This is a genomic window from Prevotella heparinolytica (assembly GCF_002998535.1).
GTDB lineage: Bacteria > Bacteroidota > Bacteroidia > Bacteroidales > Bacteroidaceae > Bacteroides > Bacteroides heparinolyticus.
Genome location: NZ_CP027234.1, coordinates 2,089,845 through 2,102,444, shown reverse-complemented (window position 1 = coordinate 2,102,444; position 12,600 = coordinate 2,089,845). Strand labels below are relative to the sequence as shown.

The 12,600-nt window shown below is 49.6% G+C and carries 11 protein-coding genes; 3 read left to right on the top strand and 8 right to left on the bottom strand.

Translation table 11 applies throughout. From position 1 onward, the window contains the following. Nucleotides 1-520: 520 nt before the first annotated feature. On the bottom strand, nucleotides 521-1,009 hold the full coding sequence (locus C3V43_RS08620; RefSeq protein ID WP_106069460.1) for a Dps family protein: 489 nt from the start codon (nucleotides 1,007-1,009) through the stop codon (nucleotides 521-523). A 144-nt stretch (nucleotides 1,010-1,153) separates the two neighbouring features. Here C3V43_RS08620 and C3V43_RS08615 point away from each other — a divergent pair, with 144 nt between their 5' ends. The 3 genes from C3V43_RS08615 (at nucleotide 1,154) to ahpF (ending at nucleotide 4,480) form a co-directional block, all read left to right on the top strand. After that, nucleotides 1,154-2,080, top strand: a complete 927-nt coding sequence (locus tag C3V43_RS08615) for a hydrogen peroxide-inducible genes activator (RefSeq protein ID WP_106069459.1) — start codon at nucleotides 1,154-1,156, stop codon at nucleotides 2,078-2,080. 123 nt (nucleotides 2,081-2,203) lie between these two features. Continuing rightward, on the top strand, nucleotides 2,204-2,770 hold the full coding sequence (ahpC, locus tag C3V43_RS08610) for an alkyl hydroperoxide reductase subunit C (RefSeq protein WP_106069458.1): 567 nt from the start codon (nucleotides 2,204-2,206) through the stop codon (nucleotides 2,768-2,770). A 150-nt stretch (nucleotides 2,771-2,920) separates the two neighbouring features. Beyond that, the gene (gene ahpF, locus C3V43_RS08605; RefSeq protein WP_106069457.1) at nucleotides 2,921-4,480 is read left to right on the top strand and encodes an alkyl hydroperoxide reductase subunit F; all 1,560 of its coding nucleotides are present in this window, start codon (nucleotides 2,921-2,923) and stop codon (nucleotides 4,478-4,480) included. A gap of 14 nt (nucleotides 4,481-4,494) precedes the next feature. Here the strand turns inward: ahpF and C3V43_RS15050 are convergent, their stop codons facing one another. The 7 genes from C3V43_RS15050 to C3V43_RS08570 all read right to left on the bottom strand — a co-directional run bounded on the left by C3V43_RS15050 (nucleotide 4,495) and on the right by C3V43_RS08570 (nucleotide 12,565). Further along, nucleotides 4,495-4,623 (bottom strand): hypothetical protein, encoded by a 129-nt coding sequence (locus C3V43_RS15050; RefSeq protein WP_262494710.1) that lies wholly within the window; start codon nucleotides 4,621-4,623, stop codon nucleotides 4,495-4,497. Nucleotides 4,624-4,868: 245 nt separating this feature from the next. Beyond that, entirely contained in the window at nucleotides 4,869-5,408 is a 540-nt protein-coding gene (locus tag C3V43_RS08595; RefSeq protein ID WP_106069455.1) for a DUF5043 domain-containing protein, read from the bottom strand. Between the two features lie 38 nt (nucleotides 5,409-5,446). Beyond that, nucleotides 5,447-5,986, bottom strand: a complete 540-nt coding sequence (locus C3V43_RS08590; RefSeq protein ID WP_106070524.1) for a DUF5043 domain-containing protein — start codon at nucleotides 5,984-5,986, stop codon at nucleotides 5,447-5,449. Nucleotides 5,987-5,988: 2 nt separating this feature from the next. Next, nucleotides 5,989-7,311: a hypothetical protein gene (locus tag C3V43_RS08585; RefSeq protein ID WP_106069454.1), complete on the bottom strand. Its 1,323-nt coding sequence runs from the start codon at nucleotides 7,309-7,311 to the stop codon at nucleotides 5,989-5,991. Between the two features lie 244 nt (nucleotides 7,312-7,555). Beyond that, nucleotides 7,556-9,700 carry a S46 family peptidase gene (locus C3V43_RS08580; RefSeq protein WP_106069453.1) on the bottom strand — a complete coding sequence of 715 codons (2,145 nt, stop codon included), beginning with the start codon at nucleotides 9,698-9,700 and terminating at the stop codon, nucleotides 7,556-7,558. A gap of 25 nt (nucleotides 9,701-9,725) precedes the next feature. After that, the gene (locus tag C3V43_RS08575) at nucleotides 9,726-11,087 is read right to left on the bottom strand and encodes a TIGR00341 family protein (RefSeq protein WP_106041346.1); all 1,362 of its coding nucleotides are present in this window, start codon (nucleotides 11,085-11,087) and stop codon (nucleotides 9,726-9,728) included. A 32-nt stretch (nucleotides 11,088-11,119) separates the two neighbouring features. After that, nucleotides 11,120-12,565, bottom strand: a complete 1,446-nt coding sequence (locus C3V43_RS08570) for a lipopolysaccharide biosynthesis protein (RefSeq protein WP_106069452.1) — start codon at nucleotides 12,563-12,565, stop codon at nucleotides 11,120-11,122. Nucleotides 12,566-12,600 lie beyond the last annotated feature (35 nt).

Here is a 12,600-nt window from a genome sequence, read left to right as displayed (position 1 = left end):
TCTTGGTTTTCGGGCGTAAAGTTAGTGGTGCGGGCCGGAACAGACGTATCAAATAGTACGGATTATAAGTAATTTTGTTTCAAACGCCGATTACGGCCAATCGAAAGGGAGTGTTTCTTGATTGACCGGAGTTCGACAACAAGAGGAGAAGTTTGCGAGATGCCTTCCGAAAGTTGCTGACTCACGCATGAAAACATCTGCTTCTAATAGAAGTGTTCTTCATCGCAAGCGCTGCGTTGTATATCTTGCGCCTTGCGATGTGTATCTTAGCGTTTGCGATATACAACGCAGCGCTTGCGATAGAGTTTTCTCCCTAATCTCTTCCTACTTTAGATAAGGGCGGGACGGATTTTATTCGCAGGCGACAGGATTTTCTTGTACGGACGAAGGCCATCCCCCAAGCCTTGTGTCGAATACGGGCTAATCAGATGGACATTGTTTGCCGCATCTTTATATGTTTCCGGTCGGGCGGAGGGGAGGTTGTATCTCCGGCGTTTCATGAATACATGCGGTGAAAACCTTACTTCTCGCATCCTTTGGTGCTGAACGCCACGAGCATCCACACCAGCTTTTCCTGTTCTTTCAGATAGCCGGTCATCAGGTCGGCCGTTACGTCATCGCCGGCTTCGCCTGCCAGTTCAATCAGTTTACGCTCTTCGCCAATCAGATAGCGGTAAGTCTCGAGGATATGGTCTACGGCCTCGCAACTGCAAGAGATGCCCGAAACTTCCTTTATCTTTGCCGTCTTCAGGTATTCGCTGAACTTGTTTTCGGGCGTACTTCCGAGCATCAGCAGGCGCTCGGCTATTTCGTCCACCTTCTCGGCCGTGTCGTCATACATCTCTTCGAATTTCTCGTGCAACACGAAGAAACCATGCCCCTTGATGTTCCAGTGCATGCCGCGCAGATTGGTGTAGTGCACCTGAAAATCTGCCAATAACTGATTCAATGCCGATACCACACCGGCCACTTTCGTCTCATTCAAATGTAAGTAATCCAACGTTTTCATAATTCGTTTATTTTAGAAGTTGATACTATGTTTCGTTTGTTTTTTTGATGCAAAGATAAAGGCCGAACCGATACTTGTCAAACAGATAATTTCTATCTTTGCATAGACCGTTTCTATATAACACACAAAAAAGCCCTGTTCATCATGACTTTACAACAACTGGAATACATCCTTGCCGTCGACCGCTTCCGCCACTTTGCCAAAGCGGCCGAGCATTGCCGCGTCACTCAGCCCACGCTGAGCGCCATGATACAGAAACTGGAAGAAGAATTGGATACCAGAATCTTCGACCGCAGCCGGCAGCCCGTATGTCCCACTCCCGTGGGCATCCACATCATCCGGCAGGCGCAACACATCCTGACGCAGACGGGACGTATCAGGCATATCATAGAAGAAGAGAAACATTCCCTTACGGGCGTTTTCAAGTTGGGCATACTTCCCACCATTGCCCCTTACCTCTTGCCCCGGTTCTTTCCGCAACTGATGAAGAAATACCCCCAACTGGACATAAGGGTGGTAGAGATGCAAACAGACGTCCTCAAGAGGGCGTTGCAAACCGGAGAAATAGATGCGGGCATCGTTGCAAGTCTGGCAGGGATGGAAGAATTCGGGCAGACATCCCTGTTCTATGAAGAGTTTTTTGCATACGTCGCACGCCAAGAACCCTTGTTCGACCGCAAGATTGTTCGCACCTCCGACCTGACCGGCGAACAGCTCTGGCTCCTCGATGAGGGGCACTGCTTCCGCGACCAGCTGGTGCGCTTCTGCCAACTGAAAGCCGCCCGTGCCAGTCAGTTGACTTATCGCTTGGGCAGTATGGAGACTTTCATGCGCATGGTGGAGAACGGCAAGGGGGTGACTTTCATACCTGAGCTGTCGGTGCTGCAATTGAATGAAAGCCAAAAAGAACTGGTACGTCCTTTTGCCATCCCCTGTCCCACGCGGCAGATTGTGATGTTGACCGACCGGAACTTCATTCGACACACGTTGTTGGAAACGCTGGTGCGTGAGATACAGAGTTCCGTCCCTCCCCAAATGCTTGCTCTGAAGGCCACTCAGGTTGCTGTATAGATTCTGTCTATCGACCCATAAATTCTTTCAATCGGTTTTTTTGTTCTTCCGGCGGAAAATGCTATATTTTTGCAAACAGAAACAAAAAACGAGATTATAACATTTACTAAAACAAAAAGAATTATGGAACCGATTATCAACTCTCAACTTCCTGAATTCAAGGTTCAGGCTTTCCAGAACGGAACTTTCAAAACAGTATCAAGCGAAGACGTAAAAGGCAAGTGGGCCATTTTCTTCTTCTATCCGGCAGACTTTACCTTCGTGTGCCCCACCGAATTGGTAGACATCGCCGAGAAATACGAGCAATTCCGGGCAATGGGCGTGGAGGTGTACTCAGTGAGCACAGACTCGCACTTCGTACACAAAGCATGGCACGACGCTTCCGAAAGCATACGCAAAATCAAGTACCCGATGCTGGCAGACCCTACGGGCGTACTGAGCCGTGCATTCGGTGTGATGATTGAAGAAGACGGCATGGCCTATCGCGGCACGTTCCTCGTGAACCCCGAAGGCAAAATCAAGATTGCCGAAATACAAGACAACAGCATCGGACGTAATGCCGACGAGTTGTTGCGTAAGGTAGAAGCCGCGCAATTCGTTGCCACACACGACGGTGAGGTATGCCCCGCCAAGTGGAAGAAAGGCGGCGAAACGCTGAAACCCAGCATCGACCTTGTCGGTAAGATTTAAGCCGCAGATAAAGAATACCGTCGGCTTCATCGGGAAGAGCAGATGGAGGCTCGCCGATGAGGCCGACAACTCTTCTGTACGGCACGTTCCATCGCAAGACGGTACATGCGGTTTCTCCACTTCACTTAACAATTTCCCCCTCGTATAATTATGTTAGATACAACTATTTTAGAGCAAGTGCGGAGCGTATTCCGGCATTTGCAAGCCCGTTACGTCTTTCACGCCAGCCACTCGCCGAAGCACGAGAAGAGCCGGGAGCTAATCGACTTTCTGAATGATGTGGCCGGCTGTTCCGACAAACTTTCCTGCCGATTGACCGAAGTCGACAAGCCCGTGCTTGAGTTTTCTCTTATGAAAGAGGAAGCGGAAACGGGCATCAGGTTTCGCGGCATACCGGGCGGGCATGAATTCACCTCACTCCTGCTGGCTGTGCTGAATGCCGACGGGAAAGGCAAAAATCTGCCGGATGAGACCATCGTCCGCCGCATCAAGGCCTTGAAAGGCCCCATCGACCTGAAAACTTACGTATCGCTGACGTGCACCAACTGTCCCGATGTGGTGCAGGCGCTCAACGTCATTGCTTTGCTGAATCCGGATGTGACGCACGAGATGGTGGACGGAGATGCTTATCAAGAGGAAGTGAATGCATTGAAGATACAGGCCGTGCCATCGGTTTATGCCAATGGAAAGCCGTTGCACGTGGGACGCGGCTCGTTAGGCCAATTGTTGCAAAAGTTGGAAGAAGCCTTCGGAAGCCTGCCGCAAGCCGATGCAATCCCTGTCGAAAGGACATTCGATGTGCTCGTTCTCGGTGGAGGTCCTGCCGGGGCCTCGGCAGCCATCTATTCTGCCCGCAAGGGGCTGCGTGTGGCGGTCGTTGCCGGACGGATAGGCGGACAGGTGAAAGAGACCGTGGGCATCGAAAACCTGATTTCCGTGCCGCAAACCACGGGCGCGCAACTGGCCGATGCACTCAGAAACCACATCGGACACTATCCGATAGAACTGTTTGAAGACCGGCAGATAGAGAAGGCAGAGCTGCAAGGCAAGACGAAGCGCATCTCCGTGACGGGAGGCGAAACATTCATTGCTCCCGCAGTAATCATTGCCACGGGTGCCGGATGGCGCAAGCTGAATGTAGAGGGCGAGGCCGAATACATCGGTCGTGGCGTGGCTTTCTGTCCGCACTGCGACGGCCCGTTCTATCAGGGAAAGCACGTGGCCGTGATTGGCGGAGGCAACTCCGGCATAGAAGCCGCCATCGACTTGGCAGGTATCTGCCGGAAGGTTACCGTATTCGAGTTTGCCGATACGCTGAAGGCCGACCAAGTGCTTCAGGCAAAAGCCCGAAGCCTGCCGAACGTGGAAATCTTCACCTCCTCGCAGACCACGAAAGTGGTGGGTAATGGCGAAAAGGTGACAGCCATCCGCGTTAAAGACCGCCTTACGGGCGAGGAACGCGACTTTCCTCTGGATGGCATCTTCGTGCAGATAGGCCTCTCGGCCAATAGCCTCCCCTTTCGTGATGCGTTGGAGACCACTCCCATCGGAGAAATCAAGATAGACGCCTTTTGCCGTACCTCGCTTCCGGGTGTTTATGCAGCCGGCGATGTGTCGAGTGTGCCCTACAAGCAAATTGTCATTGCCATGGGCGAAGGAGCCAAAGCGGCACTTTCGGCGTTCGACGACCGCATCCGGGGGCTCTGCTGATAAGAGCTTATTCTTTATTTACCGTTACCCGCCAACAATGCTTCCGGCAGTTTCTGCTTGTGTCGTTCGCGGGTTTCAGGTTTTCCTACAAAAGCGGCATTCATGCTTTCTTTTTGGCGGATGATGGATGTAAATTCTATCATAAGCCCAAGGTTACTTGGTGTAAATCTATCTGCAGGATATTATCCAGGACTGGGGGATTTATTATACACTTTACAAGGCCATGTGAAACGTCGCACTGATAAGCATATCCGTTCTCTTTAAGAGTTTTGGTCTCGGTATAGTAATTGGCCTGTGTCGCAGTATAAGCGGCACAGAAAAACTGTAGGAAAGAAAAAATCGTTGTTTCATAATCAGTTTCCCTATACAAGATAAATCCGTGAGGATACTATTCGTTAAAGCTATGTCTCCAATATCTCATCAAATGATTCAATCTTTTTCCGTCTTTGGTGGGGGTAAACCATATTTGTTGCTTTAGCTCCACTTCTATCTTGCGGTAGACAGAGAGTGGAATTGTGGCAAAAGGGCTAACTGTACTCAGATGAAACTCTACTTCAATAACCTTACCTGTTTCCGGACTTATATACATACATATTCCTACACTTCTGTTTTTCATCCTCAACTTTTGATCGGCAGTAAACGCATTGTTTACAATAGAAAGGCTTTTCGGCCTTGTCCAAGTTTCCTCTACCACATCGTCAAAATCAAATCCGAATCCCGGCACTTCTTTAGTATCTTTAAAGATTTGGTCTACATAAGTCAGTTTGTTCTCTTTATTGTAGAGACGTACATCATTGCCCGGTAATACATCGCACTGATAAGTATATCCGTTCTCTTTAAAAGTTTTGGTCTCGGTATAGTAATTGGTCTGTGCCGCTGTATAAACGGCATAGAAGATTAGCAAAAAAGAAATAATCGTTGTTTTCATAATCTGTTTCCTCATACAAGACCAAATCTGTAACGATACTATTCATTAAAACTATGCATCCAAAACCTCATCAAAAAATTCAACTTTTTCCCGTCTTTAGTGGGGGTAAACCATATTTGCTGCTTTAGCTCCACTTCTATCTTACGATAAACGGAAAGTGGGATGGTGGCAAAAGGACTAGCTGTACTAAAATTAAACTCTACTTCAATAACCTTACCTGTTTCCGGACTTATATACATACATATTCCTACACTTCTGTTTTTCATCCTCAACTTTTGATCGGCAGTAAACGCATTGTTTACAATAGAAAGACTTTTCGGCCTTGTCCAAGTTTCCTCTACCACGTCGTCAAAATCAAATCCGAATCCAGGCACTTCTTTAGTATCCTTAAAGATTTGGTCTACATAAGTCAGTTTATTCTCCCTGTTGTAGAGATGTACATCATTACCCGGTAATACATCGCACTGATAAGTATATCCGTTCTCTTTAAAAGTTTTGGTCTCGGTATAGTAATTGGTCTGTGCCGCTGTATAAACGGCATAGAAAATTAGCAAAAAAGAAATAATCGTTGTTTTCATAATCAGCATCCTTTAGATAATGTTCTTAGATTCTTAAAAGTTTCACTTCCCGCTTTATTCTCATTAAAAGAGACTTTGGAGTAATCTTTTATTTTTTGAATGGTGTTTTTCGCTGTATGTACTCGTATAAATAAGGTTTCATCTGTTTCTCCCGGCTGCAAATTTCCTTTTTTATCAATAGATATTCCTAATTGAACAATAGCCCTTCCTACCCTTGTCTTCGTATATTGCTTCTCCCACTTACTTCCCGGATATTCCTTTAACTTCCTCACATATTGATACTGTGCATATCTCGCTTCAATCTCCTTGTTCAGCAGTGAAGCTTTATACGAGTTCTCCGTTTCCTGATAAGATTGAAAGGCATGCATCATTTCGTGAAACAGCTGGTTACTCTCCATATCGGTGGTGAGTTTGATGCCTGCCGTATTTCCATCGAAGTTAAAACTTGAACCTTCTTTGGGGGCGACGAACTGAATACTCAGGGTTTTTCCACCTAATGCCTGCTTTAATCCGTTGTAAAGATTACTACCCACACAGTCTTTTTCTATTTTCTCTATCATCTTTTCCAGAGTTTTCCAGTTTGTTTCGGTCATTCTGCTATTTCTGAAAATGGAAGATGCTTTAGGAGCTGCTGTAGATGCGGAAGAGCTGTTGCTTCCACCGCCTCCCTCATACCCCGTTTCTGCACCGCCTCCCGTATTAATACAAGAGCCCTCACCACCACCACTTTCATCTTCCACCTCGTCTATTATTTCAATCCAGATACGTTTATATTTGCAAGTTATTCCCTTAAAACCTTCTGCCCCATCATATCCTGCGTACGCCGCTTTGCAATCATAATAATGATCTGCCCACACTCGTGTTTCGGCAGGCGGGTCTTTAAAGATTAAGCCCGAAGCATTGTCTGCCCCAAAGACGTCGTAACTCTTAAGATCAAATACTCCGACCTGATCGGTACCGGCCATCCCCTTTGTATCGCGACTGATGGGAGCATAGTGTAAGATGCCATTTTCCAAATAAAAGAACCAGATGGTTTCGATAGATCTGTCGCAACGCTCGTGGAGCAACGGCACGAAATAGCACACTTGATTGTCTTCTTCGAGTACGTCTGCGTAGTCCCATAAAGGCTTGCCATACACTTCACGGAATTTCCCCATAAAGGGAGTTTCCTGTTCTACTGCCCATAAGGCCTTGGCTATCGGCTTTAAACGTTCGTCGGAACATCGGAAAAGTTCCGGTGGTTCAGGCTCTTGGTAACTATACTCCTTGATACAAGCCGTTATTGACAAGGCCAATAGCACATACAATAAAAGTTGTTTTCTCATACTATTAAAGATTAAAGTTTATATTTGTGTGTAGAAACGGTAAATGAATCTATCACTCGTATAGAGTAAGTCTGTTGAATCGACTTTTTTACGCTACCAATTTAATAATCTTTTCTTTAATTCTTTTGTGTTTAGATTTAGAATAAAAAGGATTTCAATTTGGTTTTATTAACAGAAAGGGGTGTTGTTCTCCTAATGTAGGAGAATAACCATATTTATTTTAATCAGTTGCAAGAGAGTTTCGTCAGCGAGTTATCTTCAACTCTTTAATCAGATGTTCTGCTTTGCCCTGCTTCTCTATCATGAAGAGGATGTAGCGCACGTCCACGCCGATGGTTCGCTGTGTCTTGGGCTCGTAAATGAGGTCGCTGCTCATGGCCTCCCAGTTGCCGTCGAAGGCCAGTCCTAAGAGTTCGCCCCGGGCATTGAACATGGGGCTTCCGGAGTTTCCGCCCGTGATGTCGTTGTCCGATATGAAGCACACTTTCATTTCGCCTTTTTCGTCGGCATAACGGCCGAAGTGGGCCGACGAGAGCAGGGAGAGGACTTCGGGCTGCACGGCGAAATCCGGGTCGCCGGCGTGTGCACGTACTTTCTCCTGAATGCCTTTGGCGGTTGTGCAGTAGTCGTATTCCACCCCGTCCGAGGGGGCATAGCCGCGCACGGTGCCGAGGCTGAGGCGCATGGTGGCGTTGGCGTCGGGATAGAAGTTGCGCGCGGCATACATCCGCCGCACGGCGGCATTGAACAGGCGTTCGCTTCGCTCTATTTCAGCGGAGGGTTGCTGCGTCTGCATGTTCATTTCGAAGACTTTCGCGATTAAGTCCATGCTTAGGACAACGGCCGGGTCTTGGAAGAGCATATAGGTGGTGTCGCACTCCACGAAGCGTTTCAGTCCGCGGGGAGTGGTTAGCTGCGAGCGGGCATAAAGCGTGTCGACGTAGGCCTGCTCACTGCCTCCGTATTCGGCGGAAATGGTGCGGTAGACTTCGGGCAGATAGATGGAGTCCACCTGCGAGCGGTATTCTTTCAGCAGGGCCGTAAAGACTTCCTTGTCGATGTTCAAATCCAGACGGGCATACTTTTCGACAATGGCCCTCATGTTTGCCGTTACGTTTTTCTCTTCTCCCTCGAAGTCGAAATTGAGTATGGACAAGGCCAGCTGCATCAGTTCGGGTCCGTTCAGGAAGGTTTCGGAAAAATAGGCCATGGCGCGTATGGTTTCGCGGCGAGCCTTGTAGTTCAGTTCCAAGTCGGAGAGCAGGTGCAGCAGCTTCTCCTTCTCGTGGGGTGTTTGTCGTATCCAGTCGCGCAGCTCTTTTTCCAACATACGTTTTTTGTCCAGCACCCGGAGTTTCTGGATAGCACGGTTCACCCCGATGCTGTTCTTCCAGTAATTGGAACTCTCGTCGTACTTGGCTGCATACTTTATGCGGATGGTGTCGCTGCGGTCCATCTCGCGTTTCCAGATGCCCTGTTTGATGCCGCGGATGTCTATCCGTGCTTGGTTGAGGGTGTTCATCATCTCTTCGATTCCGAACGATGAGAGGTAGCGTTCGGTGCTGCCCGGATAGCCCATCGTCATGCAGAAAGAGCCCTCTCGGTAGCCTTTGAGCGAGATGGGCGCCACGTAGGGGGGATGATAGGGCACATTGTCGGGCGAATAGTCGGCCGGTCGGTTGTCTTTGTCGGCATAGATGCGGAATACGCAGAAGTCGCCCGTGTGCCGGGGCCATACCCAGTTATCCGTATCCCAGCCGAACTTACCGACCGACGAGGGCGGGGCAAATACCAGCCGGACGTCATTATAGTCGCGATAGACCGATAGCCAGAACTCATTGCCGCCATAATAGGCATCTACAACGCCCGTCAAGGTAGAATCTTTGCTGGACACTTCTTCGCCGATGGACAGCATGACGGAGTCTACCGCCACGGTGCGCTCGGTTTCGCTCATTGCCGGATGCACGGCAGCAAGCACCCGCTTCGTCACGTCTTCCTGCCTCAGCAGAAAGCGCACGTAGAGTTCGGGGTTGGGCAACTCTTCGCTGAGGCTACGGGCCACAAAGCCATTCTTCAAGTAATCGTGCTCTACGGACGAGTGCTGCTGCACGCTGCCGAAGCCGCAATGGTGGTTGGTGAACACCAATCCGTCTGCCGACACCACGACTCCCGAGCAGAATCCGCCGAAACTGATTACGGCATCTTTCAATGAAGGGCGTTTGGGGCTATACAACCGGTCGGCTGAGAGTTGCAGGCCAAGTTCCTTCATGGCCCGTCGCGTCTGCTTGTTCAGATGGCCCGGCATCCACATGCCCTCGTCCGCTTGCGCCTTGGGGCAGAGCAGGCAGAACAGGCAACAGGCAAGTATGGTGGCTGTTTTCAGTTTCATCCTCGGTTCAACGTATGCCTTGTTTTCATTCTGCAATCAGCCTCAACCGTTTGGCTTTGGTACGTGCCTTGAGCCATTCGGTGATTTTCTCTTTCTCGCGTGCATCGGGCTTTTTGCCGAATCTCAGCACAGCCAGCGTCACGGTGTCGGTGCGTGCCGAATCTACCACCGCCTCGATGGCATGAGAGATTGAAACGCTTTTCACTGTGGGATAGAGCACTTTCAGTTCGGGTATAATCGTCTGCCCCATCTCGTCGAAAGCTTTATATCGCTCCAGACTATTCTCTAAAGAAACAATGCGCTGCTTCTGCTCTATCAGGCGCTCTTCGCTGTTTTTATAGAAATCTTCCATCACCATGGCACGGATGGAGGAGATATCCACTGCGTCGTTGTTCATGCCCTGAAGTACGGTCAGCGTGGTGTTGCCCAGCTTATAGTCCGCCATCTTGCTGCGGGCAATGGCAATGGAGGCTTCGGGCACTTCTTTCCCAATCAGCACCACGCGTATTTCGCGTCCCTTGCCGCCGTGCTGAATTTTCCTATCCAGCACCTGTGTGTTCTCGAAAGAGAGCTGCTCGTTGATGAAGCGATTGGCTGCCCCCTCGAAGAAGGTCTCCTGAACGATGCCTACCGTCAGATAAACGGCCGGACACATGGTGAGCACGGCAATCAGCACGATGTACTTGCGCACTTTCTTCTCACGGTTCTTGTCGACGAACTCCTTGCGCTGGAAGTGCATCACGCGCACGCCCAAAAAGGTGGCCAGACTGATGAATACCGAATTGATGAAGTAGAGGTAGAATGCTCCAAAGAAATAAATCAGATTTCCCGTGGCCAGTCCGTAACCCGCAGTGCAAAGCGGCGGCATCAAAGCCGTGGCGATGGCCACACCGGGAATTACGTTTCCTTTCTCTTTGGTAGACAGTGCCGTGACGCCTGCCAGACCGCCCAACAAGGCGATGAATACGTCGTAAATAGTGGGCGAAGTGCGGGCCAACAGCTCCGACTGTCCTTCGGCCACGGGACTAATGAGAAAGAAGACCGTAGCGGTGGTGACGCTGAACAGGGTTGTTATCAGGAAACTCTTGAACGAGCGCTTCATCAGTTCGAAATCGTTCAGACCTACCGAGAGCCCCACCCCCATGATAGGCCCCATCAAGGGAGAGATAAGCATGGCACCGATAATCACGGCGGTTGAATTGACATTCAAGCCCAGAGACGCCATGAAGATGGCAAATATCAAAATCCAAAGATTGGCTCCTTTGAATTCCACCCCTTTGCGAATGGACTCCACAGTGGCAAGTTCGTTGTCCTTGTCTTTACGCAAATCAAGATATTCTTTCAAGAATTTCTTTACGGCAAATGTTTTTCTGTCAGTTGGTTTCATAACGTTTTTATAATTTACGATTTACAAATGATTTATCTCTTCACCAAACGGTTTATCAGTGGAATTTGGCTGAGGGGCATGTCGCGTTTGATGATGTAGGCCATAAAGAGCAGCAACAAGACGGTGCGGTAGGTCAGGCGCAGGTAGAGGTTGTCTATCGGGACGTACTCCGCAGCCACATAAAGCACGGCGGCCAACAGCACGTAGCAGCCTATCGACTTCAAATCGTAACGGATGGGATACTTCTTCTGCCCCACAAGGTAAGACAGAAGCATGGCCGTGCCATAGCTGCAGAAACCTGCCCAAGCGCAGGCCATGTAGCTGTAACGGGGTATCAGCAGTACGTTCATCGTTATCAGTATGGCGCAACCTATCAGCGAGAAGTAAGCGCCCCAGCGCGTCTCGTCGATCAGCTTATACCAGAAGGAAAGGTTGAAGTAGATGCCCATGAAGATTTCCGCCGCCATGACGATGGGCACCACGCGGAGTCCCTCCCAATAGTCGCGCCCGATGATGAACTTCAGGATATCCAAATAGAACATCACGGCCAGAAAGGCCAGCAGGGTGAAGATGATGAAGAACTTCATGGCGGCGGCATACATCTCTTTATTCCCCTTCTCGCGGCTCTTGCCGAAGACAAACGGCTCGTAGGCAAAGCGGAAAGCCTGGGTAAACATGGCCATCACCATCGCTATCTTGCTGGCGGCTCCGTAGATGCCGAGCTGCACGACGGCTTCTGCCTTGTCCGGATAGATAAAGGGGAAGATGATTTTATCCGCCACCTGATTCAGTATGCCCGCAATGCCCAGCACCAGCAGGGGGAGGCTGTAGTTCAGCATCCGACGGAGTAACTGCTTGTCGATGACGTAGGTAAACCCGCGCAGTTCGGGTATGAGGCAGAGCATCACCACCGACGTGCATATCAGGTTGAAGAGGAAAGCATAGCCCACGTCAGTGCCTTCCATCCATACGTAGTAGGTAAGGTTCAGCGCTATGTTCAGGAAGATGAACAGGAGTTTGAGCGAAGCAAACTTTATCGGCCGTTTCTTGTAGCGCAGGTAGGCGAAGGGGATGCTCTGGATGGCATCCATGCCCACCACAATCATCATCATGCCCACATACCACGGGTGCTCCTCGTAGCCGAGCAGGGCGGCAATGGGGTTGAGGAACAACAGCCCCAGCACAAGGAACGTAAGCGAGCCGATGCCCACGCTGAGCTGCGTGGTGGAGTAGACTCGTGCGGGGTCGTCCTCTCCTTTGTTGGCGAAGCGGAAGAAGCCCGTCTCCATGCCGCACGTCAGGAGCACCAGCAGCAATGCCACCCAGGCATAAATGTTAGTCACCACACCATATCCTCCCGACTGTGCCGACAGGGCTATGGTATATACGGGAACCAGCAGGTAGTTCAAAAAACGGCCTAAAATGCTGCTTGCCCCATAAATGGCAGTTTCTTTTGCCAAAGACTTCAATCCGTTCACGTCAGTTAATGTTTAGCGTACTTGATGAATAATAA

Coding starts and splice junctions, on each gene's coding strand:
- C3V43_RS08620 (WP_106069460.1), bottom strand. CDS start 1,009: ATGAAAACGTTGGATTACTTACATTTGAATGAGACGAAAGTGGCCGGT.
- C3V43_RS08585 (WP_106069454.1), bottom strand. CDS start 7,311: ATGAGAAAACAACTTTTATTGTATGTGCTATTGGCCTTGTCAATAACG.
- C3V43_RS08615 (WP_106069459.1), top strand. CDS start 1,154: ATGACTTTACAACAACTGGAATACATCCTTGCCGTCGACCGCTTCCGC.
- ahpF (WP_106069457.1), top strand. CDS start 2,921: ATGTTAGATACAACTATTTTAGAGCAAGTGCGGAGCGTATTCCGGCAT.
- C3V43_RS08580 (WP_106069453.1), bottom strand. CDS start 9,700: ATGAAACTGAAAACAGCCACCATACTTGCCTGTTGCCTGTTCTGCCTG.
- C3V43_RS08575 (WP_106041346.1), bottom strand. CDS start 11,087: ATGAAACCAACTGACAGAAAAACATTTGCCGTAAAGAAATTCTTGAAA.
- ahpC (WP_106069458.1), top strand. CDS start 2,204: ATGGAACCGATTATCAACTCTCAACTTCCTGAATTCAAGGTTCAGGCT.
- C3V43_RS15050 (WP_262494710.1), bottom strand. CDS start 4,623: ATGATAGAATTTACATCCATCATCCGCCAAAAAGAAAGCATGAATGCC.
- C3V43_RS08590 (WP_106070524.1), bottom strand. CDS start 5,986: ATGAAAACAACGATTATTTCTTTTTTGCTAATTTTCTATGCCGTTTAT.
- C3V43_RS08595 (WP_106069455.1), bottom strand. CDS start 5,408: ATGAAAACAACGATTATTTCTTTTTTGCTAATCTTCTATGCCGTTTAT.